General features: G+C 71.6%; 19 protein-coding genes. 15 read left to right on the top strand and 4 right to left on the bottom strand.

Features of this window, described 5'->3' with window-relative positions:
- Nucleotides 1-181 precede the first annotated feature (181 nt).
- The gene (locus ACIBJC_RS36945; protein WP_399300667.1) at nt 182-2,074 is read left to right on the top strand and encodes an IucA/IucC family protein; all 1,893 of its coding nucleotides are present in this window, start codon (nt 182-184) and stop codon (nt 2,072-2,074) included.
- 38 nt (nt 2,075-2,112) lie between these two features.
- Nucleotides 2,113-4,083, top strand: coding sequence for an ATP-dependent DNA helicase (locus ACIBJC_RS36950; RefSeq protein ID WP_399300576.1), 1,971 nt, complete (start codon nt 2,113-2,115; stop codon nt 4,081-4,083).
- Nucleotides 4,084-4,238: 155 nt separating this feature from the next.
- Here ACIBJC_RS36950 and lexA read toward each other — a convergent pair whose 3' ends face one another.
- On the bottom strand, nt 4,239-5,030 hold the full coding sequence (lexA, locus tag ACIBJC_RS36955; protein WP_329822537.1) for a transcriptional repressor LexA: 792 nt from the start codon (nt 5,028-5,030) through the stop codon (nt 4,239-4,241).
- 613 nt (nt 5,031-5,643) lie between these two features.
- Between lexA and nrdR the strand changes: the two genes are divergently transcribed.
- Both nrdR and ACIBJC_RS36965 read left to right on the top strand, forming a co-directional pair.
- Complete coding sequence (nrdR, locus tag ACIBJC_RS36960; RefSeq protein WP_399300581.1) at nt 5,644-6,153, top strand: transcriptional regulator NrdR; 510 nt, start codon at nt 5,644-5,646, stop codon at nt 6,151-6,153.
- Between the two features lie 146 nt (nt 6,154-6,299).
- Nucleotides 6,300-9,194: a vitamin B12-dependent ribonucleotide reductase gene (locus ACIBJC_RS36965; RefSeq protein WP_399300583.1), complete on the top strand. Its 2,895-nt coding sequence runs from the start codon at nt 6,300-6,302 to the stop codon at nt 9,192-9,194.
- A 148-nt stretch (nt 9,195-9,342) separates the two neighbouring features.
- On the opposite strand, the gene ACIBJC_RS36970 is transcribed toward ACIBJC_RS36965, so the two are convergent.
- Nucleotides 9,343-9,864 carry a TerD family protein gene (locus tag ACIBJC_RS36970; RefSeq protein ID WP_399300586.1) on the bottom strand — a complete coding sequence of 174 codons (522 nt, stop codon included), beginning with the start codon at nt 9,862-9,864 and terminating at the stop codon, nt 9,343-9,345.
- Nucleotides 9,865-10,065: 201 nt separating this feature from the next.
- Between ACIBJC_RS36970 and ACIBJC_RS36975 the strand changes: the two genes are divergently transcribed.
- The 6 genes from ACIBJC_RS36975 (at nt 10,066) to ACIBJC_RS37000 (ending at nt 16,090) form a co-directional block, all read left to right on the top strand.
- Entirely contained in the window at nt 10,066-10,671 is a 606-nt protein-coding gene (locus ACIBJC_RS36975) for a YdbC family protein (protein ID WP_399300588.1), read from the top strand.
- Between the two features lie 92 nt (nt 10,672-10,763).
- Nucleotides 10,764-11,423 (top strand): histidine phosphatase family protein, encoded by a 660-nt coding sequence (locus ACIBJC_RS36980; RefSeq protein ID WP_329822532.1) that lies wholly within the window; start codon nt 10,764-10,766, stop codon nt 11,421-11,423.
- A gap of 42 nt (nt 11,424-11,465) precedes the next feature.
- The gene (locus tag ACIBJC_RS36985) at nt 11,466-12,380 is read left to right on the top strand and encodes an ADP-ribosylglycohydrolase family protein (RefSeq protein ID WP_399300591.1); all 915 of its coding nucleotides are present in this window, start codon (nt 11,466-11,468) and stop codon (nt 12,378-12,380) included.
- A 236-nt stretch (nt 12,381-12,616) separates the two neighbouring features.
- The gene (locus tag ACIBJC_RS36990) at nt 12,617-14,374 is read left to right on the top strand and encodes a DUF4153 domain-containing protein (RefSeq protein WP_399300594.1); all 1,758 of its coding nucleotides are present in this window, start codon (nt 12,617-12,619) and stop codon (nt 14,372-14,374) included.
- A 133-nt stretch (nt 14,375-14,507) separates the two neighbouring features.
- The gene (locus ACIBJC_RS36995) at nt 14,508-15,218 is read left to right on the top strand and encodes a ribonuclease HII (protein ID WP_329822529.1); all 711 of its coding nucleotides are present in this window, start codon (nt 14,508-14,510) and stop codon (nt 15,216-15,218) included.
- Nucleotides 15,219-15,433: 215 nt separating this feature from the next.
- A complete protein-coding gene (locus ACIBJC_RS37000; protein WP_399300597.1) occupies nt 15,434-16,090 on the top strand; it encodes a hypothetical protein in 657 nt (218 codons plus the stop codon).
- A 154-nt stretch (nt 16,091-16,244) separates the two neighbouring features.
- Here ACIBJC_RS37000 and ACIBJC_RS37005 read toward each other — a convergent pair whose 3' ends face one another.
- Together ACIBJC_RS37005 and ACIBJC_RS37010 are read right to left on the bottom strand one after the other, a co-directional pair.
- Nucleotides 16,245-16,871: a hypothetical protein gene (locus tag ACIBJC_RS37005; RefSeq protein ID WP_399300600.1), complete on the bottom strand. Its 627-nt coding sequence runs from the start codon at nt 16,869-16,871 to the stop codon at nt 16,245-16,247.
- A gap of 235 nt (nt 16,872-17,106) precedes the next feature.
- A complete protein-coding gene (locus ACIBJC_RS37010; protein WP_399300603.1) occupies nt 17,107-19,278 on the bottom strand; it encodes a RecQ family ATP-dependent DNA helicase in 2,172 nt (723 codons plus the stop codon).
- Nucleotides 19,279-19,389: 111 nt separating this feature from the next.
- On the opposite strand from ACIBJC_RS37010, the gene ACIBJC_RS37015 reads away from it, so the two are divergent.
- From ACIBJC_RS37015 to ACIBJC_RS37035, 5 genes are all read left to right on the top strand, one after another.
- Entirely contained in the window at nt 19,390-20,700 is a 1,311-nt protein-coding gene (locus ACIBJC_RS37015) for a DUF4192 domain-containing protein (protein ID WP_399300606.1), read from the top strand.
- A gap of 118 nt (nt 20,701-20,818) precedes the next feature.
- Nucleotides 20,819-21,583: an NUDIX domain-containing protein gene (locus ACIBJC_RS37020; RefSeq protein ID WP_399300609.1), complete on the top strand. Its 765-nt coding sequence runs from the start codon at nt 20,819-20,821 to the stop codon at nt 21,581-21,583.
- Nucleotides 21,584-21,920: 337 nt separating this feature from the next.
- A complete protein-coding gene (locus ACIBJC_RS37025) occupies nt 21,921-23,798 on the top strand; it encodes an ATP-binding cassette domain-containing protein (RefSeq protein ID WP_399300612.1) in 1,878 nt (625 codons plus the stop codon).
- 159 nt (nt 23,799-23,957) lie between these two features.
- On the top strand, nt 23,958-24,845 hold the full coding sequence (locus ACIBJC_RS37030; RefSeq protein WP_399300615.1) for a FadR/GntR family transcriptional regulator: 888 nt from the start codon (nt 23,958-23,960) through the stop codon (nt 24,843-24,845).
- Nucleotides 24,846-25,185: 340 nt separating this feature from the next.
- The gene (locus ACIBJC_RS37035) at nt 25,186-26,730 is read left to right on the top strand and encodes an RNA polymerase sigma factor (RefSeq protein ID WP_399300618.1); all 1,545 of its coding nucleotides are present in this window, start codon (nt 25,186-25,188) and stop codon (nt 26,728-26,730) included.
- The last annotated feature ends 128 nt before the right edge of the window (nt 26,731-26,858 follow it).

The raw sequence follows: 26,858 nt of genomic DNA on the forward strand, positions 1-26,858 counted from the left end.
CCGGCCCGCTCGCGCGGACCACCCCGCACGCCCCGTACGTCCCGCTCCACACCCATAGGTTCCCTCCCGAGGAGTCCTCGTGCCGACCTCCCCTGCTTCGCCCGCATCGCCCGCCTCCTCCGCCACTGCTGCCGCTCCCGCCACTACTGCCGCTCCTGTCTCCACCGACCCGACCGGCTCCATAGCCACCCCTGGTACGGCGGGCGCCGCGAGCTCGCCCGCCCCCGCCCCGCTCTTCGCCCCGCCCGAGCTGAACCCGGACGCGTGGGAGCGCGCGGCCGGCCGTCTGCTCGCCAAGACGCTCGGGGAGTTCGCGTACGAGGAGATCATCGCCCCCCGGCCGGTGCCGGCGTCCATACCAGCCTCGGAACCCGCCTCGGAACCGGCGTCCGCACCGGCGTCCGCATCCGCGGCCGGCCCCGGGCACTACGCGATCACGCTCGACGCCGGCGAGACGCTCACCTTCCGCGCCGCGCGCGGCGCGTACGGCCACTGGAGGGTCGCCCTCGGCTCCGTACGGTGCGACGACCGGCCCTTCACCGACCCCCTGCGCTTCCTGCTGATGGCGCGGCGGCTGCTCGGCCTGGACGGCACCACCCTCGGCCATCTCGTCCGCGAACTCACCACCACGCTCGCCGCCGACGCCAAGCTCGACCACACCGCCCTGAGCGCCGCCGAACTCGCCGACCTCGGCTACGCGGAGCTGGAAGGACACCAGACCGGCCACCCCTGGATCGTCCTCAACAAGGGCCGCGTCGGATTCTCCGGCAGCGACGCGGACCGCTGGGCTCCCGAGGGCCGCACCCCGGCCACCCTCCCCTGGATCGCGGTCAGCACCACCCTCGCCACCTACCGGGGCGTCGCCGCGCTCGCCACCCCGGAACAGCTCTACGCGCTCGAACTCGACGACGCCGTACGCGAACGCTTCGACACCGTGCTCCGGGAGCGCGGCCTCGACCCCGCCACCTACCTCTACCTGCCCGTACACCCCTGGCAGTGGGACGAAGTGCTGCTCCAGCTCTACGCGCCCGCCATAGCCGGGGGAGCGATCGTCCCGCTCCCCACCGACGGCGACCTCCGGCTGCCGCAGCAGTCGATCCGTACCTTCCTCAACGTCCGGCGGCCCGACCGGCATACCGTCAAGCTGCCGCTGTCCATCCTCAACACCCTCGTCTGGCGCGGACTGCCCACCGAACGCACCCTCGCCGCCCCCGCCGTCACCGCGTGGATGCACGGCGTGCGCGACGCGGACCCGTTCCTCCGCGACGAGTGCCGCGTGATCCTCCTCGGCGAGGTCGCCTCCGTGACCGTCGAGCATCCGCTCTACGATCACCTCCCCGAAGTCCCGTACCAGTACAAGGAACTGCTCGGCACGATCTGGCGCGAGCCCCTCCAGACCCGGCTGGCCCCTGGCGAACGCGCCCGTACGCTCGCCTCGCTCATCCATACGGATCCGGCGGGCCGCGCGTTCACCGCCGAACTGGTGGCCCGCTCCGGGCTCACCCCCGAGGAGTGGCTGCGCCGCCTCTTCGCGGCGCTGCTCCCCGCCCTGCTGCACTTCCTCTACCGCTACGGGACGGTGTTCTCCCCGCACGGCGAGAACGCCATCGTCGTCTTCGACGACCAGGACGTGCCCGTACGGCTCGCGATGAAGGACTTCGTCGACGACGTGAACCTCAGCGCCCGGCCGCTGCCCGAACACGACGCGATGCCCGACGACGTGAAGGACACGCTTCTCACGGAGGAGCCCGCCTTTCTCCCGCAGTTCATCCATTCAGGGCTCTTCATCGGCGTCTTCCGCTATCTGGCACCGCTGTGCGCCGACCAACTGGACGTGCCGGAGGACGTGTTCTGGTCCCTCGTACGGGCGGAGATTCTGCGCCACCAGGCCAGGTTCCCGGAGCTGAAGGAGCGCTTCGAGACATTCGACCTGCTCACGCCGCGTATCGAGCGTCTCTGCCTCAACCGTAACCGGCTGCATCTCGACGGTTACCGGGACCGCTCCGACCGGCCGCACGCCGCCGTGCACGGTACGGTGCCCAACCCGCTCGCCGTCGTACAGCCGAGCGACTGAGCATCGTTGTCGGCGTTGCCCCGTAGGGTGGTCGGGCTATGACGAAGCCATCACTCCCCGAGCTCCTCCACGCCGCCGTCAGCTCCGTCGGCGGCGTGGAACGGCCAGGCCAGGTCACCATGGCCGAGGCCGTCGCCCAAGCCATCGACGACCCCTCCCACCTGCTGGTCCAGGCCGGTACCGGCACCGGTAAGTCCCTGGGCTATCTGGTGCCGGCCCTGGCACACGGAGAGCGGGTCGTGGTGGCCACGGCGACGCTGGCCCTCCAGCGTCAGCTCGTGGAGCGTGATCTGCCGCGGACGGTCGACGCACTGCATCCGCTGCTGCGCCGCCGCCCCCAGTTCGCCATGCTCAAGGGACGGTCCAACTACCTCTGTCTGCACCGGCTGCACGAGGGCGTGCCGCAGGACGAGGAGGACGGCCTCTTCGACCAGTTCGAGGCCGCCGCGCCGACCAGCAAGCTGGGCCAGGACCTGCTGCGGATGCGGGACTGGTCGGACGAGACGGAGACGGGTGACCGGGACGACCTGACGCCGGGCGTCTCCGACCGAGCCTGGTCGCAGGTCTCCGTCTCGTCCCGGGAGTGCCTCGGCGCGTCGAAGTGCGCGTACGGCGCGGAGTGCTTCGCAGAGCTGGCGCGGGAGCGCGCCAAGCTCGCCGATGTCGTGGTGACCAACCACGCGCTGCTGGCGATCGACGCGATCGAGGGTGCCCCGGTGCTTCCGCAGCACGAGGTACTGATCGTGGACGAGGCCCATGAGCTGGTCTCACGGGTCACCGGGGTGGCCACCGGGGAGCTGACCCCGGGGCAGGTGCACCGCGCCGTACGCCGCTCGGCGAAGCTGGTGAACGAGAAGGCGGCGGACGCGCTCCAGACGGCGGCCGAGACCTTCGAGCGGCTGATGGAGCTGGCCCTCCCCGGCCGGCTGGAGGAGATCCCCGAGGACCTCGGCTTCGCCCTGATGGCGCTGCGCGACGCGGCGCGTACGGTCATCTCGGCGATCGGTTCGACACGCGACAAGTCCGTGCCGGACGAGGACGTCGTACGGAAGCAGGCGCTGGCGTCCGTGGAGTCCGTCCACGGTGTGGCGGAGCGGATCGCCAACGGCTCCGAGTGGGACGTCGTCTGGTACGAGCGGCACGACCGGTTCGGCGCGTCCCTGCGGGTCGCCCCGCTCTCCGTGTCGGGGCTGCTGCGGGAGAAGCTGTTCACCGACCGCTCGGTGGTGCTCACCTCCGCCACCCTCAAGCTCGGCGGCGACTTCAACGGGGTGGGCGCCTCCCTCGGCCTGGCGCCGGAGGGCACGGAGGGCGACGACGTCCCGCAGTGGAAGGGCATCGACGTCGGCTCGCCCTTCGACTACCGCAAGCAGGGCATTCTCTATGTCGCGCGCCATCTCTCCCCACCGGGGAGGGAGGGCACGCGCGGCGACATGATGGATGAGCTGGCGGAACTGGTGGAGGCCGCCGGTGGGCGGACGCTGGGGCTCTTCTCGTCCATGCGGGGAGCCCAGGCGGCGGCCGAGGAACTGCGGAGCCGACTGGACTCGCCGATCCTGCTCCAGGGCGAGGAGACACTGGGCGAGCTGATCAAGGCGTTCGCCGCCGATCCGAAGACGTGCCTCTTCGGCACTCTGTCGCTCTGGCAGGGCGTCGATGTGCCGGGGCCCAGCTCCCAGCTCGTGGTGATGGACCGGATTCCGTTCCCGCGTCCGGACGATCCGCTGATGAGCGCGCGGCAGAAGGCCGTGGAGGAAGGCGGCGGCAATGGCTTCATGGCCGTGGCCGCCACGCATGCCGCGCTGCTGATGGCCCAGGGCGCCGGCCGTCTCGTCCGGGCGACCGGTGACCGCGGTGTGGTCGCCGTCCTCGACCCGAGGCTGGCCAATGCCCGGTACGGCAGCTTCCTGCGGGCCTCGCTGCCCGAGTTCTGGTACACCACGGACCGCAATCAGGTACGGCGGTCGCTGGCGACGATCGACGAGGCGGCCCGGGCGGACGGGCGGTAGCCCTCTCCACGACGTTGCGGTACACGAGAGGTCGGCGTGTACCGCAACGGGATCCTGCTGCGCCGTGGGCCGTGCCGACCGTATGAACGGCGCGGGCGGCGCATTCCCCGTACGTGCCGTGCCCCCTGCGGGGCCCGGCGCACTCCGTCGCCCTTTCAGACCCGGCGCAGGACCGCGACCACCTTGCCGAGGATGGTCGCCTCGTCGCCGGGGATCGGCTGGTACGCCGCGTTGTGCGGGAGCAGCCAGACATGGCCGTCCTCGCGGCGGAAGCGCTTGACCGTCGCCTCGCCGTCCAGCATCGCCGCGACGATGTCACCGTTCTCCGCGACCGGCTGGCGGCGGACCGTCACCCAGTCGCCGTCGCAGATCGCTGCCTCGATCATCGAGTCACCGACGACCTTCAGTACGAAGAGCTCGCCGTCGCCCACCAGTTGGCGGGGGAGCGGGAAGACGTCCTCGACGGACTCCTCCGCCAGGATCGGTCCACCGGCGGCGATCCGGCCGACCAGCGGGACGTACGAAGCGGCGGGCTTGCCCGTCGTGTCCGTCTGCTGCGTGCTCGGCTGGTCCGACCCGCGGACCTCGTACGCCCTCGGCCGGTGCGGGTCGCGGCGCAGGAAGCCCTTGCGCTCCAGGGCCATCAGTTGGTGCGCCACCGACGAGGTGCTGGAGAGCCCCACGGCCTGGCCGATCTCCCGCATCGAGGGCGGGTATCCGCGGCGCTGCACGGAGTCCCGGATGACTTCGATCACCCTGCGCTGCCGGTCCGTGAGACCCGAGCTGTCCGCCCTGATCCCTGGAGGTCGGCCGGGCATCGAACGGGTGGGCTTGGCGCCCTCCGGGTTCGAGGCTGTGTCATTCACATTCATGGCATGCACCGGATCGAGTCGGCCCTGGGAGCGGTCCTGGGCAGTGATGGTGGCACTGTCTGCGGTGGTGGTCACGGTGGCCCCTCTCGAAATGTTCTCCCTAGCTGGACAACGGTAGTAGCTTTCGAAAGGTTGCGCCAAACACACGTTCGAGTGAAAAATTGCGGAGTGTCTGTCGTGGGCGGCTGACTGGGTGTATGAGCAGGTTCTTCCGGGTGAGACGCCGCCGTGATGCCACCGTGCGGCAGGCGGTCCGGGGCCCGTTCCGCGTCGTTTCGCGGCCCGGTTCCGTCCCCTGTCTCCCGGCCGGTTCCGCCCCCGCCGGGGCCTCCGTGAGCTCGCGTCCGGGGCGCTCCTCGCGGCCGCCCGGAGGGCGCTCCGGTACGCCGTCCGGGGCCCCTCCAGTCTCGCATCCGGTGGCCCGCGATCCCCGGCGCCGCGCCCTTCCCGTACTCTCGTGGCCGGTCGCCGCGGCCCCGCCGCACCCGCCCCGACGTGCGACACGCGCTGGGGCCTAGGATGCAGTCAAACCCCAGATCTAGTGGTTGGATTGTCGCAGCCACCCAGAAGTTGTGGTCCCGGGTCTTCGGTCCCGAGCGCATCGCCTATGCTGGGACATGCTTCGAGGGGCCCTTTCCGGGCCCTGGCGGGGCTATTCAGTCGTGCTGTGAAGGAGGGGTTGGGAGCCATGCACTGTCCCTTCTGCAGGCACCCCGACAGCCGGGTCGTCGACAGTCGCACCACCGACGACGGGACGTCCATCCGGCGCCGCCGTCAGTGCCCCGACTGCTCCCGCCGTTTCACGACGGTGGAGACCGCGTCGCTGATGGTGATCAAGCGCAGCGGCGTGACCGAACCCTTCAGCCGTACCAAGGTCATCTCCGGCGTGCGCAAGGCGTGCCAGGGACGGCCGGTCACCGAGGACGCCCTCGCCAAGCTCGGCCAGCGGGTCGAGGAGGCGGTGCGCGCCACCGGGAGCGCCGAGCTGACCACCCACGACGTGGGGCTGGCCATACTCGGCCCGTTGCAGGAACTCGACCTCGTCGCGTATCTGCGCTTCGCGTCCGTGTACCGGGCGTTCGACTCACTCGAAGACTTCGAGGCCGCCATCGCGGAACTGCGCGAGCGGCCTCCCTCGGAGGAATGCGGCACCGGCGAGGCCCTTGAGGTCCCCGTGCCCGCCACCGCCGCGGACTGACCGGCCGGCTCGATCCCGGCCGCTCCGCGGCGACCAAGACCTGTCACGGGTGCGCTGTGCGCGTGCCCGAGGCATCAGACACACACCCCGTGCCACGGGAAGAACATGGCACGACAGGGCGTTTTTGTACGTATATGGGAGGCGGCATGACAGAGACGGCGAGCGGCTCGGCACGGGGTTCCCGCACCAAGGGGACCAAGGCCGGCAAGGGGCTGCGTATCGAGCGGATCCACACCACCCCTGGCGTGCATCCGTACGACGAGGTGGCCTGGGAGCGCCGTGACGTCGTCATGACCAATTGGCGCGACGGCTCGGTCAATTTCGAGCAGCGTGGCGTCGAGTTCCCCGACTTCTGGTCGTTGAACGCGGTCAACATCGTCACCAGCAAGTACTTCCGCGGGGCCGTCGGCACCCCGCAGCGCGAGACCGGGCTCAAGCAGCTCATCGACCGGATCGTGAAGACGTACCGCAAGGCCGGTGAGGAGCACCAGTACTTCTCGGCACCCGCCGACGCCGAGATCTTCGAGCACGAGCTGGCGTACGCCCTCCTGCACCAGGTCTTCAGCTTCAACTCGCCCGTGTGGTTCAACGTCGGCACGCCCCAGCCGCAGCAGGTCTCCGCCTGCTTCATCCTGGCCGTCGACGACTCCATGGACTCGATCCTGGACTGGTACAAGGAAGAGGGGATGATCTTCAAGGGCGGATCGGGCGCCGGCCTGAACCTCTCCCGGATCCGCTCCTCCAAGGAGCTCCTCTCCTCCGGCGGCAACGCCTCGGGTCCCGTCTCCTTCATGCGCGGCGCCGACGCCTCCGCCGGAACGATCAAGTCCGGCGGCGCCACCCGGCGCGCGGCCAAGATGGTCATCCTCGACGTCGACCACCCCGACATCGAGGACTTCATCGAGACCAAGGTGAAGGAGGAGGAGAAGATCCGCGCCCTGCGCGACGCGGGCTTCGACATGGACCTGGGCGGCGACGACATCACGTCCGTCCAGTACCAGAACGCCAACAACTCCGTCCGGGTCAACGACGAGTTCATGAAGGCCGTCGAGGCCGGCGGCAAGTTCGGGCTGCGCGCCCGGATGACCGGTGACGTCATCGAAGAGGTCGAGGCGAAGTCCCTCTTCCGCAAGATGGCCGAGGCGGCCTGGGCCTGCGCCGACCCGGGCATCCAGTACGACGACACGATCAACCGCTGGCACACCTGCCCCGAGTCCGGCCGGATCAACGGCTCGAACCCGTGCAGCGAGTACATGCACCTGGACAACACCTCGTGCAACCTGGCCTCGCTGAACCTGATGAAGTTCCTCAAGGACGACGGCAAGGGCAACCAGTCCTTCGAGTCCGAGCGCTTCGCCAAGGTCGTCGAGCTGGTCATCACCGCGATGGACATCTCCATCTGCTTCGCGGACTTCCCGACGCAGAAGATCGGCGAGAACACCCGCGCCTTCCGCCAGCTCGGCATCGGCTACGCCAACCTCGGCGCCCTGCTGATGGCCACGGGCCACGCGTACGACTCGGACGGCGGCCGCAGCCTGGCCGGTGCCATCACCTCGCTGATGACGGGCACGTCGTACCGCCGCTCCGCCGAGCTGGCCTCGGTCGTCGGCCCGTACGAGGGCTACGCCCGCAACGCCGAGCCGCACAAGCGCGTCATGAAGCAGCACTCCGACGCCAACGGCGTGGCCGTCCGCGTCGACGACCTGGACAGCCCGGTCTGGGCCGCGGCCACGGAGGCATGGCAGGACGTTCTGCGCCTCGGTGAGAAGAACGGATTCCGCAACGCCCAGGCGTCGGTCATCGCGCCCACCGGCACCATCGGTCTCGCGATGTCCTGCGACACCACGGGCCTGGAGCCCGACCTCGCGCTGGTCAAGTTCAAGAAGCTGGTCGGCGGCGGCTCGATGCAGATCGTCAACGGCACCGTGCCGCAGGCGCTGCGCCGGCTCGGCTACCAGTCGGAGCAGATCGAGGCGATCGTCGAGCACATCGCCGAGAACGGTGTGGTGGTCGACGCGCCCGGTCTGAAGACCGAGCACTACGAGGTCTTCGACTGCGCGATGGGCGAGCGCTCCATCTCCGCGATGGGCCACGTCCGCATGATGGCGGCCATCCAGCCGTGGATCAGCGGCGCGCTGTCCAAGACGGTGAACCTGCCGGAGACCGCCACCGTCGAGGACGTCGAGGAGGTCTACTTCGAGGCGTGGAAGATGGGCGTCAAGGCGCTCGCGATCTACCGCGACAACTGCAAGGTCGGCCAGCCGCTCTCCGCGAAGAAGAAGGACGAGAAGGTCGCGGAGAAGGCAGAGGAGACCATCCGCGAGGCCGTCGAGAAGGTCATCGAGTACCGCCCGGTCCGCAAGCGCCTCCCCAAGGGCCGTCCCGGCCTCACCACCTCCTTCACGGTCGGTGGTGCCGAGGGCTACATGACCGCCAATTCCTATCCGGACGACGGTCTCGGCGAGGTCTTCCTCAAGATGTCGAAGCAGGGCTCGACGCTCGCGGGCATGATGGACGCCTTCTCGATCGCCGTCTCGGTCGGTCTGCAGTACGGCGTGCCGCTGGAGACGTACGTCTCCAAGTTCACCAACATGCGCTTCGAGCCGGCCGGTATGACGGACGACCCGGACGTACGGATGGCGCAGTCGATCGTCGACTACATCTTCCGGCGCCTCGCCCTGGACTTCCTGCCCTTCGAGACCCGCTCCGCGCTCGGCATCCACTCGGCCGAGGAGCGTCAGCGTCACCTGGACACCGGTTCGTACGAGCCCGCCCTCGACGTGGACGGTGCCTTTGACACCGAGAGCCTGGCCGCCACGGCCTCGCCCCGCCCGGTCACCCAGCAGTCCGCCCCCGCGGCGGCGCCCAAGGCGACGGTGATCCCGGCACCCAAGGAGGCGCACACCTCGGCCGAACTGGTCGAGATGCAGCTCGGCATCAGCGCCGACGCCCCGCTCTGCTTCTCCTGCGGTACGAAGATGCAGCGGGCCGGGTCCTGCTACATCTGCGAGGGCTGCGGCTCCACCAGCGGCTGCAGTTGAGCCGCGAGGGAACGGGCCGCGACGGGCAGAACCGTCACGACCGTGACGACCGCCACGTGGACGAGGTGGTCCGGTGACGAGGCGGTCCGGTGACGAGGTAGTCCCGTAGCACTCCGAGGGGCGGTGGGCCGAAGTGGCCCGCCGCCCCTCAGGCGGTGCCCATCAGGGCGCCGAAGGACTGCGGGTCCGTGTCGAAGCCGTGCAGGACCGGGCGGAACTGCCAGGTGCCCGATCCGTCGCGGGTGAACTCCGCGAACGTCGCCGCCGTCGCGTCGTCCACGGCCGTGAAGTCGTGCGCCGACAGCTCCGTGTACCCCTCCGCCAGACGGACCGAGGAGTTGGCCACGTCCCCGAACGTCCTGCGACCGCCCTGCTGCTGGATGGCCACCCCCACCACCACGCGGCGGTAGTCCGACCCGAGGCGGTCCAGCTCCAGCGTCATCTCCTCGTCGGAGCCGAAGCCCTGGCCCGTACGGCTCTCGCGGTCCAGCGTGATCGTCCCGTCCGGGGAGCGGCTGCCGAAGTGGACCAGATAGGCGGGTGTGTCCGGGGCGTCCGACGTGTAGGTGGCGGCGACGAGGTCCAGGTCGTGGGGGGTCTCGCCCCTGGGGCTTGGATCCCATTTGAGGGTGACCTCGATCTTGGACACGCCTCTGTTGAAACTGCTCACCAGTCTTCCCTCTCTGCGGAACCGGTGCGGATCTCCGGACCTTCACACAAGGCTAGACCGCGCCACCGACAACCCGCTGCCCCATCTGGCCAGTTGACGCCACCTTGGCCGATACTCGACAGGCCGGGCGTCCCCGCGGAGCCCCTGGCGCGTCCCGTCCGGGCGTGACCGATGCCACGTCCCGCCCCGTACGATGGCGCGGTGCTGGTCAAGTGGATTCGCTGCACCGTGATCGACCGTCGAGGTTTTGAACGCGGGCAGCGGAAATGGGCGGGGTTGCTCGGTGAGCCGGGGTTCCGGGGGCAGGGCGGGGGATGGAGCAGGTCGCGGCCGGGCGTCGTCCATGTCTTCACGTTCTGGGAGAGCCGCGCGTTCTACGACTCGTTCATGGCGCGCTCGCACGACCGGCTGTCCGCCTCGCAGTTCGGGACGTACAAGGAGATCCAGGTCAAGCTCTTCGACCACCGCTTCGACGTGAAGACCGGCTTCGAGCCGCGTTTCACCGACGCGGACGTGGTCCGGGTCGCGCACTCCCGGGTGCACGAGGAACGGGTGGAGCACTTCGCCCTCATGCAGGAGAAGGTGTGGAACCCCGCGATGGCCGGCTCGCCGGGGATGCTGCGCGGGCTCTTCGGGGAGGCGCCCGGCCATGAGTTCATCGTCCTGTCCATGTGGCAGTCGGCGGCCGAGCACGGCAAGTACCGCGTCGAGCGGGTCGAACGGCTGACGCTCCGTGCCCAGACGGCCACGGACGTCGCGGCGCTGGCCGGGGACGTCATCGATCTGGAGCCGTCCTGGACCGTGTGAACACGGTCCAGGACCCATTTGACGGGGCCGTACGGACGCCCGGAGTGCCGGGTGGCCGCACAGTCGCGGCCCGGGCGATCTAGGGTCGTGTCATGGCACGACCGCGGCGCATTGTCCTTGTCCGGCACGGCGAGTCGGAAGGGAACGCAGATGACACGGTGTACGAGCGCGAGCCCGACCATGCCCTGAGGCTCACAGAGAAGGGCCGCAGACAGGCCGAGGAGACGGGGGAACGGCTGCGTGAACTGTTCGGCCAGGAGCCGGTCAGTGTCTTTGTCTCGCCCTACCGCCGTACCCACGAGACCTTCGAGGCGTTCGGTCTCGACCCGGGCCAGGTGCGGATACGCGAGGAGCCCCGGCTGCGCGAGCAGGACTGGGGGAACTGGCAGGACCGTGAGGACGTACGCCTCCAGAAGGCCTACCGCGACGCGTACGGGCACTTCTTCTACCGCTTCGCCCAGGGGGAGTCGGGGGCCGACGTCTACGACCGCGTCGGGGCCTTCCTGGAGTCCCTGCACCGCAGCTTCGAGACGCCCGACTCGCCGGAGAACGTCCTGCTGGTGACCCACGGGCTGACCATGCGGCTGTTCTGCATGCGGTGGTTCCACTGGTCGGTCGCGGAGTTCGAGTCGCTGTCCAACCCGGGCAACGCGGAGTACCGGATCCTGATGATCGGCTCCGACGGCCGCTACACCCTGGACCGGCCGTTCGAACAGTGGCGCGTCCCGGAACCGTACGGCCGCACCGTATAAACCCGCGCAAGTGAGGCCCGTACCGGCTAAAGTGCCCGTTCGATGACCTCTGATTCCGTATCCGACCGGCGCTTCGAACGCGCCCTGGCCAGCCTCCGGGGACTGGCCGTGGGAGACGCCCTGGGCTCCCAGTTCTTCGTGCCCGCCAACTATCCGCTCCTCAAGCGCCGAGAGCTGCCGCCCGGCGGCTGGCAGTGGACCGACGACACCGAGATGGCCGCGTCGGTGCTGGCCGTGCTGGCCGCCCACCACCGGGTCGACCAGGACGCCCTCGCGCGCTCCTTCGCCGAGCATCACGACTTCGACCGCGGTTACGGCCCCGCCGTGAACCGGATGCTCCGGCTGATCAGGGAGGGCGGCGACTGGCGCGTGCTGGCCGCCGGGCTCTTCGACGGCCAGGGCTCCTGGGGCAACGGGGCCGCGATGCGGATCGCGCCGCTCGGCGCCTGGTACGCGGAGGACCCCGAGCAGGCCACGCACCAGGCGGAGATCTCCGCGTACACCACCCATCAGCACCGCGAGGCCGTCGTGGGCGCCATGGCGGTGGCCGCGGCGGCCTCCCTCGCCGCCGCCCCGGACGGACCGCCCACGGCGGAGGCGCTGCTCGACGGGGTGGTGGCGCTGGTGCCGCGCAGCGCGGTCGGGGCGGGGCTGCGCCGGGCCAGGGACATGCTGGACTACGACGACCCGGGCACCGTCGCCGCCGTGCTCGGCTGCGGGCGGCGCACCTCCGCCCACGACACCGTGCCGTTCGCCCTCTGGTCCGCGGCGCGCGGGCTCGGCGACTACGAGCGGGCCTTCTGGACGACCGCCCAGGTCGGCGGCGACGTCGACACCAACTGCGCCATCGTCGGGGGAGTGATCTCGGCCGCGGGCGCGAGCGGGGCGGCGCCGGAGCACTGGCGGGAGCGTACGGAGGCGCTGCCGGGGTGGCTGACGGTGACGGCCACCCGCTGACGGGGCGGGGCTCACGGGCAGGCGTGCGCGCCGGGGCGTGCGGCTTACGGGGTATATGCGCCGTTCATTGTCACGGCCCTGCCACAGCCGTCCTTCCGGAGGCATGAGCCCGAGAAACCTGTGCCTACCCTTCGGCCACGCCGCCGTGTTGATCTTCCACCGGCGCGCGCCGACGAGACACCGGGTTCCGCGCGCCGTTCCTCCGCCGCGAACGGGCCCGGTCGGGAGGGGGTCCCGTGACAGATTCACCGTCCACACCAGATGCACCGTCCACACCCGAGCCCGCCGTGGAGCCGGCCCCGGCACCGGAAGCCGCGACGCGCGACGCGGACGCGGAACTGCGGGAGGCGGACGCCGAACCGCGGGACGCGGTGCCGTCGCCGCCCGCTCCGACCCCGCGGCCGTACACGTACGGCAAGTACCAGGGCGCCCCGCCCCGGCCGGACCAGGCGGGGCAGAGCCCGGAGCAGTACCGGGAACAGTGGCAGCAGTACCGGGAGCAGTGGCAGCAGTGGCAGCCCCAGCGCGGCGAACCGCCCGCGTGGCTGACCGAGGTCAGGCCCGAGCCGCCCGCGCGGATCAGGACCGCCACCCTCTGGGCGGTCCTGGCGACCGCGCTGCTCAGCTCCCTGCTGCTGCGCGACGGGCTCGGTCTCAACCTGCTGGTCGTGGCCGTTCCCGCCGCTCTCGCCGCGTTCTTCGCCGCCCAGGCCGCGGGCCGGGCACCCCGCCCCTGGACGCTGGTCTGGGCCATCGGCGGCCTGGCCCTGCTGACCGTGCCCGCGCTGCGGGACGCCGGTCTGCCCACCTTCCTCGCGGTCGTCTCCGCCGTGGCGCTCGGCGCGCTGGCGCTGGGCGGCAGCCGCACCTGGCCAGGGGTGCTGTTCGGACTGCCCGGGCTGTTCGGCGCGATCGGCCCCGGCACCGTATGGGCCCTGAGCGGTCTGCGTGAGCGCGCGGGCGGGACCCGGGGCCGGGTGGTCCCCGTCCTGCGCGCGGTCGCCGTCGCCGCCGTTCTGCTGATCGTGTTCGGCGCGCTCTTCGCCAGCGCCGACGCGGCGTTCGCCGGACTCCTCGACTCCCTCGCCCCCGAGGTCTCCGTCTCCGGAGGGCCCTGGCAGGTGTTCCTCTTCGCGCTCGGACTCTTCGGCGCCCTGGCCGCCGCGCACACCGCCGCGTCGCCGCTGCGCTGGGACCGGGTGACCGTACGACCGGGGCGGGCCCGCGGCCGTACGGAGTGGGCGCTTCCGCTGATCGTCCTCAATCTGCTCTTCGCGGCGTTCATCGCCGTCCAGCTCGTGGTGCTCCTCGGCGGATACGACAAGGTGCTGAAGGAGACCGGCCTGATGCCCGCTCAGTACGCGCGCCAAGGCTTCTGGCAGCTCCTGTGGGTCACGGTGCTGGTTCTGGTGGTCATCGTGGTGGCCGGGCGCTGGGCCCCGCGTGGCGGAGCGCGCGACTCCGCCCTGGTCCGCGCCGTACTGGGCGCCCTGTGCGTACTGACCCTCGTCGTGGTCGCCGCCGCGCTGCGCCGGATGGACCTGTACGTCGACGCGTTCGGCCTGACCCGGCTGCGGGTCACCGTGGCGGCGGTGGAGCTGTGGCTCGGGCTCGTGATCGTCCTGATGCTCGTGGCCGGCGCGACCAGGGGCCGCTGGCTGCCGCGCGCCGTCGCCGCGAGTGTCGGGGCCGGGGTCCTCGCCTTCGGCCTGATCTCGCCGGACGCGCTGGTCGCTGAGCGGAACGTACAGCGGTACGAGGACAGCAAGAAGATCGACACCGAGTACTTCCGCGAGTTGTCGGCCGACGCGGTACCGGCGCTGGACCGGCTTCCCGAGCCGCTGCGTTCGTGCGCCCTGCGCGGGATCGACCTCGACCTGGTGGACGGGGACGGGCCCTGGTACGCAACCAGCCTCGGCGAGAGCAGGGCCCGCGACCTGCTGGCGAAGCGCGGGCTGCGGAGCGACGTCTCCTGCCCGGGGGTGTACCGCTGACGGGATCACGGTCCCGTGCTGCGCGCGCGGGCGGACTGGGACGGTACGTGACGGTGTGCCCGACTCGGCCGCGCGGCACGGCCGGTACCCGGTCTGTCGCGCGGGGTGCGGGCGGCGTAACCTGGCAGGTGCCATGCCGTACGAACCACCCACGCACACCGTTGAGCGCTCGCTGCGCGCCACCACAGACGCCAGGATCATCGCCGGCGTCGACGAGGTCGGACGCGGAGCGTGGGCAGGTCCGGTCACGGTGTGTGCGGCCGTCACCGGACTGCGCAGACCCCCGGCGGGACTCACCGACTCCAAACTCATCACGCCCAAGCGCCGTACGGAGCTGGCCGGTGAACTGGAGGCGTGGGTCACGTCGTACGCCCTCGGGCACTCCTCCCCGGAGGAGATCGACGCCCTCGGGATGACCGCGGCACTCAGGCTCGCCGCCGTACGCGCCCTGGAGGCGCTGCCGGTACGGCCCGACGCGGTCATCCTGGACGGCAAGCACGACTATCTCGGAGGACCCTGGCAGGTGCGTACGGTCATCAAGGGCGACCAGTCCTGTGTCTCCGTGGCGGCCGCCTCGGTGCTCGCCAAGGTGCGCAGGGACGCGATGATGGCCGAACTGGGCGCAGGGTCCGAGGAGTACGTACCGTTCGCCTTCGGCGCCAACGCCGGGTACCCCTCACCGGTGCACCGGGCGGCGCTGGAGGAACGGGGACCGACACCGCACCACCGGCTGTCGTGGTCCTATCTCGACGCGCTGCCCCGGTGGCGGCACCTCAAGAAGGTCCGGGTCCCCGCGCAGGCCGACGTGACGGAAAGCGGGGGCCAACTCGGCTTCGATTTCTGACCGTCGACCATCCGACAGCGGACCGTCCGGCGTCCGGAGCATCCGGCTCCGGAACGTCCGGCCCCGGAACGTGAGACTTCCGGCACGGGCCTCCCCGGGACACCCGGTGACCCGTCCGGCGAACCCCCGCCCGGGTGCCTCGCGGCCTCGGGCACGGGCACGAATGCGCCCACCCACCGATGCTTTTCGCGCCGGTGTTTGATAGACATCCAGTCATGCCTCTCATCCCTCAGGAGCCTCAGATTCACGAGAGAGCCCAGGGTCCCAGCGCCACGTCGGCCACCGGTCGCACCGCTTCGACCCCCCGTCCCGTACCCGGTCCGCGTCCCGTCCCCGGGCCGCGCTCCGCGACGACACCGAGGCCCGGACGTCCGGGTCCCGGTCCCGCGAGGCCCGCGCCGCCGGCGCAGCGCTCGCACAGCTCCGCCGGTCAGCCGAAGGCGTCCGGCACCGCCGACCCCGCCCCTTCCCCCTCTTCCGCCGTCCCCCAGGTCCAGGTGATCCCGGCTCCTGTGGACGGCGCGCTGGACGCCGCCGAGGAGGCGATCGACCTGCTGCTGGACGCGGGCCGGGCGCCGGGCGACATCCTGGTGCTCACCACCGGCGAACAGCACCCGTGGGCCACCCACGAGCTGTCGTTCGGTGAGAGCGCGTACTGGGCCCAGCACGACGCCTGCGAGGACGTGTTCTTCGCGGACGCCGCCGCCGTCGCCCGTGCACAGTCCCGGCCCGTCGTGGTCGTCGTTGTCAACGGTGGTGACGACGACGCCGTCGCCACGGCGCTGCCCCTGGCCCGTGGCCGGGCCACCGCGCTGCTCGTGGTGTCCGGTGACGCCGAGCGGATCAACGCCGTGCTCGGCGCGGGCGTCTGAGCCGTACGACAACCGGCGCGCCCGGTGGGCGCGCCCGCGTGGTCACGTTCCGGTGGTGACCCGGCCGCCCCTTTCAGGTGGGTGGCCGGGCCGCTTCGGGGAACCGCCCGCAGGGACGTACGCGTCGGCCGCCCCGCTTTCCGCGGGCGGCCGTTCAGCGCGCGGCGGTACGGCGCTGTGCCTCCACCGCGCCCCCTCCACCGCGCAGCGGTGACGGGGCCGGGTCGGCTGTCTCCGCCAGGTTCGCCGGTGGCGACTCCGAGTTGGGGCGACGGCCTCCGCGCCCCTCGCCCAACACCTGCCAGCCGCCGCGGGTCAGCGTGATGTACGCGCCGCAGCGCAGCCCGTGCAGCGTGCACGCGTCGCGCAGCCCCCACATCCAGGCGCCGTCCTCCTCCGTCCAGCGCTCGTCGCCCTCGCGGCAGTAGAGCAGCACAGCCGTGCGCACCGGCGTGCGCCGACGAAGGTCGTGCGGGATGACCCGACGCAGGTGCGCCAGCAGCGCGTTGCGGAACTCCCAGCCGTCCACCGGCGCGGCGCGCGGCACGAACGACGCGCTGGCGGCCAGCCGTTCCTCGGGGTCGAGCACGGCCACCACGGCGGTCGCCGGGGTCGGCGCGTGCCGGCTGTGCAGACCGCTGACGACCTCACGGGGATTGCGCAGGAGCGGAATCCCGGCGGCGGCCCACTCGGCGGGTTCGAGCATTCTGGCGAGGCGGCTGACGGAAGCGGCCTGAGCACTGATCGAAGTGGCTGCGGACGGAGCGAATCCGAAGGTCACGTTCCTCCCTTCGCATACGCGCCCATGGTGCGGGCAGGGTCGGGCGGGGACGCGCCGCGGCACAGCCCTTGCGGAGCGCGAGGGGACAGTGCGGGGGCAGTTCCAATTCTCACCGGCGCGGGGGCGCGCGGCAACGAGCAATTGGCGCTGCTGATGGAAATGCGTAGATATGAGGGCTATATACCTGCGCACTCCCGTCACCTTGCGGGCCGGGCGCCACAATCCCGGCACCCCATCAGCTCTGAACAGCGAGGACCAGCGGAAACACCCCCTCGGCTCCGGCCCTGCGGAGCAGCCGGGTGGCCACCGCGAGCGTCCAGCCGCTCTCCGAGAGGTCGTCGACGAGCAGCACGGGCCCGCCGGCCGCAGTCAGCGCCGCCGCCAGCTCCGGCGGCACGGTCAGGGTCTCGTGCAAGCCCCGCACCCGCTGGGCGCCGTTGGTGCGGGAGATCCGGGCCTCGTCGGCCCCCGGCGCGTACGCGACCGCACCGAGCAGCGGCATCCTGCCGATCTCCGAGATCCGGGCACCGAGCGACTCCACCAGCCGGGGCCTGGAACGGGAGGCGACCGTGACCACACCCACCGGCCGGGGCGGCGCGTCCTCGGCACCCGAGGCCCAACCGCCGGGCCCCTTCGCCCAGTCGGCGAGCACACTCACCACGGCGCTCACCACGTCGTCGGGCACCGGACCGTCCGTGGCGCGCGCCGTCAGCATCGGACGGAGCCGGTTTCCCCAGCCGATGTCGGAGAGCCGCCCCAGGGCCCGGCCGGGGAAGGACTGCTCGCCCTGCGCGATCCGCCCCTTGAGGGAGACCCCGACCGCGGCGAGACCGGTCGGCCACATCTTGCGGGGCTCCACCTCCACCCCGGGCCTGCCCAGCTCGCCGCGGGCGGCGTCGAGCGCGGCGTCGGTCACCTTGGCCTCGAAACGTGTCCCCGCGCAGTTGTCGCACCGCCCGCAGGGCACCGCCTCCTCGTCGTCGAGCTGACGCCGCAGGAACTCCATCCGGCAGCCCGACGCCGCCGCGTAGTCGCGCATCGCCTGCTGCTCGCTCTGCCGCTGCCGCGCCACCCATGCGTACCGCTCCGTGTCGTACACCCACGGTCGTCCCGTCGACGTCCAGCCACCCTTGACCCTGTGCACCGCCCCGTCCACGTCCAGCACCTTGAGCATCGTCTCCAGGCGCGTCCGCCGCAGCTCGACCAGCGGCTCCAGGGCTGGCAGCGACAGCGGCCGGTCCGCGCGCCCCAGGACGTCGAGGGTGCGGCGGACCAGCTCCTCCGGCGGGAAGGCCACCGACGCGAAGTACTGCCAGATCGCCTCGTCCTCCTTGCCCGGCAGCAGCAGCACCTCGGCGTGGGCCACCCCGCGCCCCGCGCGGCCCACCTGCTGGTAGTAGGCGATGGGGGAGGAGGGCGAACCCAGATGGACCACGAACCCGAGATCCGGCTTGTCGAACCCCATGCCCAGCGCGGACGTCGCCACCAGCGCCTTCACCCGGTTCCCCAGCAGATCGTCCTCGGCCTGCTGCCGCTCCGCGTTCTCCGTACGGCCGGTGTACGAGGCGACGGTGTGCCCGCACTGCCGCAGATACGCCGTGACCTCCTCGGCCGCCGCGACCGTCAACGTGTAGATGATCCCCGATCCCGGCAGCTCACCGAGGTGGTCGGCCAGCCATGCCAGCCGGTGCGCCGCGTCCGGCAGCCGGAGCACATGGAGACTGAGGCTCTCCCGGTCCAGCGGGCCGCGCAGCACCAGCGCGTCCGTCCCCGCCCCCGTGCCCAACTGCTCGGCGACATCGGCGCTCACACGGGAATTGGCCGTGGCCGTCGTGGCGAGGACCGGGACACCGGACGGCAGCTCCGCGAGCATCGTGCGCAGTCGCCGGTAGTCGGGGCGGAAGTCATGGCCCCAGTCGGAGATGCAGTGCGCCTCGTCGACCACCAGCAGGCCCGTCGCCGCCGAGAGCCGGGGCAGCACCTGATCGCGGAAGTCGGGATTGTTGAGCCGCTCCGGGCTGACCAGCAGGACGTCGACCTCGCCCGCGGACACCTCGTCCTGGATCGCGTCCCACTCCTCCGCGTTGGACGAGTTGATCGTCCGGGCGCGGATCCCGGCCCGCGCCGCGGCCTCCACCTGGTTGCGCATCAGCGCCAGCAGCGGCGAGACGATCACGGTCGGACCCGCGCCCCGCGCCCGCAGCAGCGACGTCGCCACGAAATACACCGCGGACTTGCCCCAGCCCGTGCGCTGGACGACCAGCGCACGGCGCTGGTCGGCGACGAGCGCCTCGATGGCCCGCCACTGGTCCTCGCGCAGCCGCGCGGCGCCGGTGGCGTCACCGACCAGGCGGGCGAGGACGGAGTCGGCGGATCCCCGGAGAGCTGCGCGTTCTGCGTTGGTCATGGACCCATGCAACCCGATGGGTCCGACAAACCGCGAATGGGGCCGGCGGCCTGTGGAAAAGAGTTATCCACAGGGTCAGCGGGATCCGGCGGAATCCGGCACGGTCGAGTCATGAACCAGCACCGCGAACACCACGAACCGACCGGATCCGCCGACCAGCAGCAGATCACCCTGCGCAGTCCCGCGGAGCTCGCCGACGCCCTGCCCTATCTCCTCGGATTCCATCCCACCGACTCCGTCGTCATGGTCGCCCTGCACGGCGAGCGCGGACGCTTCGGCGGGCGGCTCAGGCTCGGCATCCCCCGCTCGCCCCAGGAGTGGCCGCCCGTCGCCGACCAGCTCGCCGAGTGCCTGATCGACGGCAGCGAGCGCCGGGGCGCCCGTCCGGACGGCATCGTCGCCTTCCTCTGCCAGGACCCGGGCCCCAGCGAGACGGGCCGGCAGGTGATGGAACGGCTGCGCCCCCTCGCCCAGCGGCTGCGCACCGCGTGCGGCGGCCTCGACGTCCCCGTGCACGAGGTGCTCTGCATCTCCGACGGCCGCTTCTGGTCCTACTGCTGCCCCGACCAGCGCTGCTGTCCCCTCGAAGGGACCGGTCTCGCCCTGCCGGGCACGTCGGTGATGGCCGCTACCGCCGCCTACGCCGGGGTCCAGGTGCGGGGGTCGCTGCGCGAGATGGAGGCGCGGCTGGCGCCCTGGACCACCCCCGCCGCCGTCGAGGCGCAGGAACGGGCGCTCGACCGTGCCGGCGCCTCCCTCGTGCCCAGAATCCTGATCAGCGGAAGCCGGGAACAAGTCGGCGCCGAGACCCTGACGCTGGCCCGCTCCCTCGTCGAACGGCTGGTCGGGGCGGGGGCCGGCGACCGGACCGGCACGGACACCGAGGACGACCGGCTCATCGGGGACGACGAGGCCGCCGCCGTCATCCTCGGCCTCCAGGACCGCGAGACCCGGGACCGGGCCGCGGAGTGGATGGAGGGGCCCGACGCCGCGCCCGCGTTACGGCTCTGGCGCGCGCTGTCCCGCCGCTGCGTCGGCCCCTACGCGGAACACGCCACCGCCCCGCTGACCCTGGCCGGCTGGGTCGCCTGGTCCACCGGGGACGACGTGGGGGCCCGGGTCGCCCTCGGGCTCGCCCTGCGCCTCGACCCGAAGTACGTCTTCGCCCAACTGCTCCACCAGGCGTGCAACGAGGGCCTGGACCCCGAGACGCTGCGCCGCTGTCTGCGCGAGGAGCGCGTCGCCCGCGCGCTGCCGGGTCCGCGCGCCACGGCCCGCCGAGCCAAGCCCCGCCCCGCGCGTCCGCCCAGGGCACGGAAGACCCCCGAGCCGAAGCAGCCGCGCCCCGGCGCCGGGGCGGGACACGACCAGGACCGCGCGGTACGGCGCGGCGGACAGCGCGGGACCAGGAGCCGCCGTTGACCGCCGGGAAGCATCGGGCGTGAAGGGCATCGGGCGTGAACGGCAGCAGGTGTGAACAGCAGCGGGCGTGAATGACGGAAGGAGTGTTTATCGTCAGGCAGACGACTAAGATCGCGGCATGGCGCCCTACGACCCCTCGGCCTACCCGGCATTCGCTGTCACCGTCGATCTGGTGGTGCTCACCGTGCGCCGTCACGCGCTCTGCGCGCTGGTCGTGCGGCGCGGAGAACCGCCCTTCCAGGGACGGTGGGCGCTGCCCGGCGGCTTCGTCAAGGCCGACGAGGACCTGGCGGGCGCCGCGGCGCGCGAACTGGTCGAGGAGACGGGGCTCTGCGCCCACGACCCGGTCTCCCCGGCGCCCGGGAACGCCGCCCACCTCGAACAGCTCGCCACGTACGGCGACCCCGGGCGCGATCCCCGGATGCGAGTGGTCAGCGTGGCGCATCTCGCGCTCTCGCCCGACCTGCCCGCGCCCCGGGCCGGGGGAGACGCCAACAGCGCGCGCTGGGCCCCGGTCGACGCGCTGCTCAGCCAGGAGGGCGGGTTCGCCCGGGAGGACGAACAGCCCGCCCCACTCGCCTTCGACCACGCCCGGATCCTCGCGGACGGGGTGGAGCGGGCCCGCTCCAAGATCGAGTACTCCTCGCTCGCCACGGCGTTCTGCCCGTCCGAGTTCACCGTCGGCGAGCTGCGCAGGGTGTACGAGGCGGTGTGGGGCGTGGTGCTCGACCCCCGCAACTTCCACCGCAAGGTCACCGGCACCCCGGGCTTCCTGGTTCCGTCCGGGGGCACCACCACCCGTCAGGGCGGCCGGCCCGCGCAGTTGTTCCGGGCGGGCGGGGCGACCGTACTCAACCCGCCGATGCTCCGCCCCGAGGTCTGACGCGCGGGGCCCGGCAGGGAGATCCGACGGGCGGGGCCCGGACGGCCCCTTTTACGACCTGGTGCGCGATGGCCAGCGGGCTCCCGGCGCCCTGCGACTCCGCCTCCGGCGTTGGCGTCGGTCATCCCCAAGGTCTCGGCTTCGCTCGACCAGGGGAGACCTCATCCGCTCCTGCGTCGCCTTCCGCCTCCGCCTTGGATTCGAACCCGCATGACGCCGCTCGCTGATCCACCGGCTATCGCGCACCAGGTCGTTACCTGGCAAATCGGACATGTCGCGTTATCGTGCTGCGGTACCCGCTGCCGTCGAGCGGTCTCACCTCCCCGCGAGAGAAGCGATGCTCCAGGCCATCGGACTGACCAGTTCCCCCCGTCGAGATCTCCCGCCCGCCGTGGACGATCTGACCTTCGAGGCGCGGCCGGGCTCGGTCACGGCACTCCTCGGCGCCCCCGGCGCGGGCAAGAGCACCGCGCTCCGGCTGATGCTCGAACTCGAACCGGGCCGCGGCGTCACCTACTTCCGCGGGCGCCCGCTCCACCGCGTCGCCCACCCGGCCCGCGAGATCGGCGTGCTCCTCGGTGATGTGCCCGGCCATCCGGCGCGTACCGTCCGCGGGCAGCTCAAGCTGGTCTGTGCCGCCGCCGGGGTGCCCGCCTCCCGCGCCGACGAACTCCTCGACGTCGTCGGGCTCGCCCCCCTGCGCGACGAACGGCTCGGCTCCCTGTCGCTCGGTACGGACCGCAGGCTCGGCCTCGCCGTCGCGCTGCTGGGCGACCCGCACACCCTGCTGCTCGACGAGCCGTCCGCGGAGCTCTCGCCGCGCGAGAAGAGCTGGCTGCACGGGCTGCTGCGCGCCCACGCGGGCCAGGGCGGCACCGTGCTCTACACCACGGAGGACCCCAAGGAGGCCGCCCGCGTCTCGGACCGTGTCGTCACCCTCGACGAGGGCCGTCTCGTGGCCGACCAGGACACCGCCTCCTTCGCCCGCACCAGGCTGCGGCCCCGCGTCGCCGTCAGGACTCCGCATGCCGCCCGGCTCGCCGACGCGCTGAGCCGTGAGGCCCGCGCGGGCCGGCGCTCCGTCGAGGTGGTCGCCGAGGCGGGCAGCCTGCTCACCGTCTACGGCAGCAGTTGCCCGGAGATCGGGGAGACCGCCTTCCGGCACGGCGTCCTCGTCCATCAGCTCGCCGACGAGATCGGCGACACGGGCCCGGGGCCCGGACCGGCGCCGTCGTCCGCGTCCGGCTCCGCACCCGGCTCCGCACCTGTATTCGCACCCCCGTCCGGCTCCGTGCCGGGCCCCGCCCCGGCTCCGGAGGCCCGCGCGGAAGTCCGTACAGAGGTCCGTACAGAGGTCCGTGCGGAGGGCCGCGCAGAAATCCGCAGGGGATCCCGCACCGACGGGCCCGCCCTGCTCCCGGCGCCCCTGCCCGGCCGCCCGGCCCGCTCCCCGCTCCGGCCCGTCCGCTACGAGCTGCGCCGCATGTTCGGCGTCCGTACCGCGCCGTTGATCATGGTCGCCGTGCTGCTCGCCTCCGTCGCCCTCGCCGTCCCCCTCGGCCGTACCGGCGGAACCCCGCTGCCCGGACTGCTCGCCGCCTGGCCCGCCATCCTGCCCCTGCCGCCCGCCGTCCTCGGAGCCGGTCTGCTCGGCGCGCTCTCCTTCGGCGACGAGTTCCGCCACCCCACCCTCGCGGGCGCGCGCGGCACCGTCCCGCGCCGTCTCGCCCTGCTCCTCGCCAAGCTCGCCGTGACGGCCGGCACGGCCCTGCTCCTCGCGCTCCTCGCGGTGCTCGCCGACGGCGCGGTGCTCCGCCTCGTGTACGGTGCCGACGCCGTCCCGGTACCGGACAACTGGGTCTCTCTGGGCGCTGGTTGGGCCGGACTCGCGGTCGGCTGTGCCTGGGCGGGACTGCTCGGCGCCGGGGTCTTCCGGATCGCGATCGCCGGCATGGCCGCCGTCGTCGCCGTACCGACCCTGGTCGTCCCGCTGCTGCAGAAGGCGTTCGCCGGGCCCTCCACGCGCTCCGTCGCCGGACTCCCCGGCAGACTGCGCGACATGGCCTGGCCGGTCTGGCCGCACCAGGCGGACCAGTGGCTGACTGCGACGTTCAGACTCGCGGCCCAACCGGTCGCTGCGGCGCTCACCCTGTCGCTGTCGGCCCTGCTCTGCGCGTATCTGCTCACCGGCCTTCGCCGCAGGGCCCGTTGGTGACCACGTACGACCGGAGAGTCATCTCATGGCCGTAACTCCCCTGATAAAGCCCGCTTCTTTCCGATAAGGCGTCAATCGAAGGGCGGGCGCCGATCACCCTTTCGTGTGCTTTTCACCAAAGACCTCAAGGCGCGTGGAAGCAACGCCGACAAAGGATGCGTGAGTACCCTTGCGCACACCATGATGACCGCCGCCCGCTCCGCCGAGTCCGGCCTCGCCGAGCCGGGCGAACTCGACCGCTACCCCTTCGCCGAGGCGCCCAACGCCGACCGTAGGGCCGCACCCGTGTGGGACGGCGCCGACACCGATCTGGGCCGGGTGGGACGGCGTACGACGAGCAGCCGGGGCCGCGGACTGCACGGCCAACTCGTCCAGCAGCTCGGACAGATGATCGTCTCCGGTGATCTGGGCGCCGACCGGCCGCTCGTCCCCGAGGAGATCGGCCAGCGCTTCGAGGTCTCCCGCACGGTGGTGCGGGAGTCCCTGCGCGTTCTTGAGGCGAAGGGGCTCGTGAGCGCCCGGCCCAATGTCGGTACCCGGGTCCGGCCGGTCAGTGACTGGAATCTGCTCGACCCCGACATCATCGAATGGCGTGCTTTCGGACCGCAGCGCGACGACCAGCGCCGTGAGCTGAGCGAGCTGCGCTGGACGATCGAGCCCCTCGCCGCGCGGCTGGCCGCCGGCCACGGCCGGGCCGATGTGCAGCAGCGTCTCGCGGACATGGTCGGGATCATGGGCCACGCCCTCGCCCAGGGGGATGGGATCACCTTCGCGCGGGCGGACGCCGAATATCACTCCCTGCTGATCCAGCTCGCCGGAAACCGGATGCTGGAGCACCTTTCGGGGATCGTGTCCGCCGCCCTCCAGGTCTCCGGCGGTCCGGTCACCGGCTGTGACCGGCCCACGGAGGTGTCGCTCGACCACCACGCGCGGATCGCCGACGCCCTCGCCTCCGGGGACGCGCACGCCGCGGAATCGGCCATGCGTCAACTGCTCACCGTCCAGCCCGATGTGGAGCGTGTCGTACCGGCGCCGCGCGAGCACTGAGCGCTCCCCGGGGCCAGGGCGTACGGGGATGTACGCGTCGTGTGTCGCCGGACCTGGAGGTCCGGCGACGCGACGGTGGGACGGTGAATCCCGCTTCTGGCTGCTTTGCCGTAAATGGGGTGTGACTCGGGCCACGCGGATTGGGCGTAACACTCCTGGAGGCAGGGCGATGACCTAAGAGGTGACAGCCGAGGAGGGAATGCGACCGCCACATGTGGCGCTGTATTCGTCTCCGAGGTCCAGCCCGCGTCGTCGGCGACATCCCCAGCCGACGGTCGTCGGCTCCGGCCCGATCATGGGCGGGGCCGGAAGCCGTTTCCATCGTTCCGAGAGGTTGTTCGTGTCGGCCAGCACATCCCGTACGCTCCCGCCGGAGATCGCCGAGTCCGAGTCTGTGATGGCGCTCATCGAGCGGGGAAAGGCTGATGGGCAGATCGCCGGCGATGACGTGCGTCGCGCCTTCGAGGCCGACCAGATTCCGCCAACCCAGTGGAAGAATGTTCTGCGCAGCCTCAACCAGATCCTCGAGGAAGAGGGTGTGACGCTGATGGTCAGTGCCGCGGAGTCGCCGAAGCGCACCCGCAAGAGCGTCGCAGCGAAGAGCCCGGTCAAGCGCACCGCCACCAAGACGGTCACGGCCAAGACGACCGTGACCAAGACCGTTGCGGCCACCGCCGCCCCGACGGCGGAGGGCGTCGCCGCCGCCGACGACTCCGTCGCCCCCGCCAAGAAGGCGGCGGCCAAGAAGACCGTCGCCAAGAAGGCGACCGTAAAGAAGACCGCCGCCAAGAAGACGACGGCGAAGAAGACCGCGGGCAAGAAGGACTCCGACGAGGTCGTCGACGGCGACGAGTCGACCGAGGAGATCCAGGCAGGAAAGGGCGAGGAGGAGGAGACCGAGGGCGAGAACAAGGGCTTCGTCCTCTCCGACGACGACGAGGACGACGCGCCCGCGCAGCAGGTCGCCGTCGCCGGTGCCACCGCCGACCCCGTCAAGGACTACCTGAAGCAGATCGGCAAGGTCCCGCTCCTCAACGCGGAGCAGGAGGTCGAGCTGGCCAAGCGCATCGAGGCCGGTCTCTTCGCCGAGGACAAGCTGGCCAACTCCGACAAGCTCGCGCCCAAGCTCAAGCGCGAGCTGGAGATCATCGCCGAGGACGGCCGCCGCGCCAAGAACCACCTGCTGGAGGCCAACCTCCGCCTGGTCGTCTCGCTGGCCAAGCGCTACACCGGCCGCGGCATGCTCTTCCTGGACCTGATCCAGGAGGGCAACCTCGGTCTGATCCGCGCGGTCGAGAAGTTCGACTACACCAAGGGCTACAAGTTCTCCACGTACGCCACCTGGTGGATCCGGCAGGCGATCACCCGCGCCATGGCCGACCAGGCCCGCACCATCCGTATCCCGGTGCACATGGTCGAGGTCATCAACAAGCTCGCGCGCGTGCAGCGCCAGATGCTCCAGGATCTGGGCCGCGAGCCCACCCCGGAGGAGCTGGCCAAGGAACTCGACATGACCCCCGAGAAGGTCATCGAGGTCCAGAAGTACGGCCGTGAGCCGATCTCCCTGCACACCCCGCTCGGCGAGGACGGTGACAGCGAGTTCGGTGACCTCATCGAGGACTCCGAGGCGGTCGTCCCGGCCGACGCGGTGAGCTTCACCCTCCTCCAGGAGCAGCTCCACTCGGTGCTGGACACGCTCTCCGAGCGGGAGGCGGGCGTGGTCTCCATGCGCTTCGGTCTCACCGACGGCCAGCCCAAGACGCTGGACGAGATCGGCAAGGTCTACGGGGTGACGCGTGAGCGCATCCGTCAGATCGAGTCCAAGACGATGTCGAAGCTGCGCCACCCGTCCCGGTCGCAGGTTCTGCGCGACTACCTGGACTAGTCGGCGCTGTCCGGCGGAGCGGTTGGACCGGTCCCTTACCCGGACCGGTCCACGACGCGCCAGAGGGCGCGCGAAGCACGAGTGAAGACCCGGATGCCACCAGGCTCCGGGTCTTCGCGCTGTGCGCG

Origin of the sequence: Streptomyces sp. NPDC050509 (assembly GCF_044457965.1) — a bacterium.
In the GTDB taxonomy this organism is placed as follows: Bacteria; Actinomycetota; Actinomycetes; order Streptomycetales; family Streptomycetaceae; genus Streptomyces.

Bases quoted from the DNA above. Each gene is read 5' to 3' on its own strand.
- ACIBJC_RS36950 (WP_399300576.1), top strand. From the start codon at position 2,113: ATGACGAAGCCATCACTCCCCGAGCTCCTCCACGCCGCCGTCAGCTCC.
- nrdR (WP_399300581.1), top strand. From the start codon at position 5,644: ATGCACTGTCCCTTCTGCAGGCACCCCGACAGCCGGGTCGTCGACAGT.
- ACIBJC_RS36965 (WP_399300583.1), top strand. From the start codon at position 6,300: ATGACAGAGACGGCGAGCGGCTCGGCACGGGGTTCCCGCACCAAGGGG.
- ACIBJC_RS36980 (WP_329822532.1), top strand. From the start codon at position 10,764: ATGGCACGACCGCGGCGCATTGTCCTTGTCCGGCACGGCGAGTCGGAA.
- ACIBJC_RS36985 (WP_399300591.1), top strand. From the start codon at position 11,466: ATGACCTCTGATTCCGTATCCGACCGGCGCTTCGAACGCGCCCTGGCC.
- ACIBJC_RS36995 (WP_329822529.1), top strand. From the start codon at position 14,508: ATGCCGTACGAACCACCCACGCACACCGTTGAGCGCTCGCTGCGCGCC.
- ACIBJC_RS37000 (WP_399300597.1), top strand. From the start codon at position 15,434: ATGCCTCTCATCCCTCAGGAGCCTCAGATTCACGAGAGAGCCCAGGGT.
- ACIBJC_RS37010 (WP_399300603.1), bottom strand. From the start codon at position 19,278: ATGACCAACGCAGAACGCGCAGCTCTCCGGGGATCCGCCGACTCCGTC.
- ACIBJC_RS37015 (WP_399300606.1), top strand. From the start codon at position 19,390: ATGAACCAGCACCGCGAACACCACGAACCGACCGGATCCGCCGACCAG.
- ACIBJC_RS37020 (WP_399300609.1), top strand. From the start codon at position 20,819: ATGGCGCCCTACGACCCCTCGGCCTACCCGGCATTCGCTGTCACCGTC.
- ACIBJC_RS37025 (WP_399300612.1), top strand. From the start codon at position 21,921: ATGCTCCAGGCCATCGGACTGACCAGTTCCCCCCGTCGAGATCTCCCG.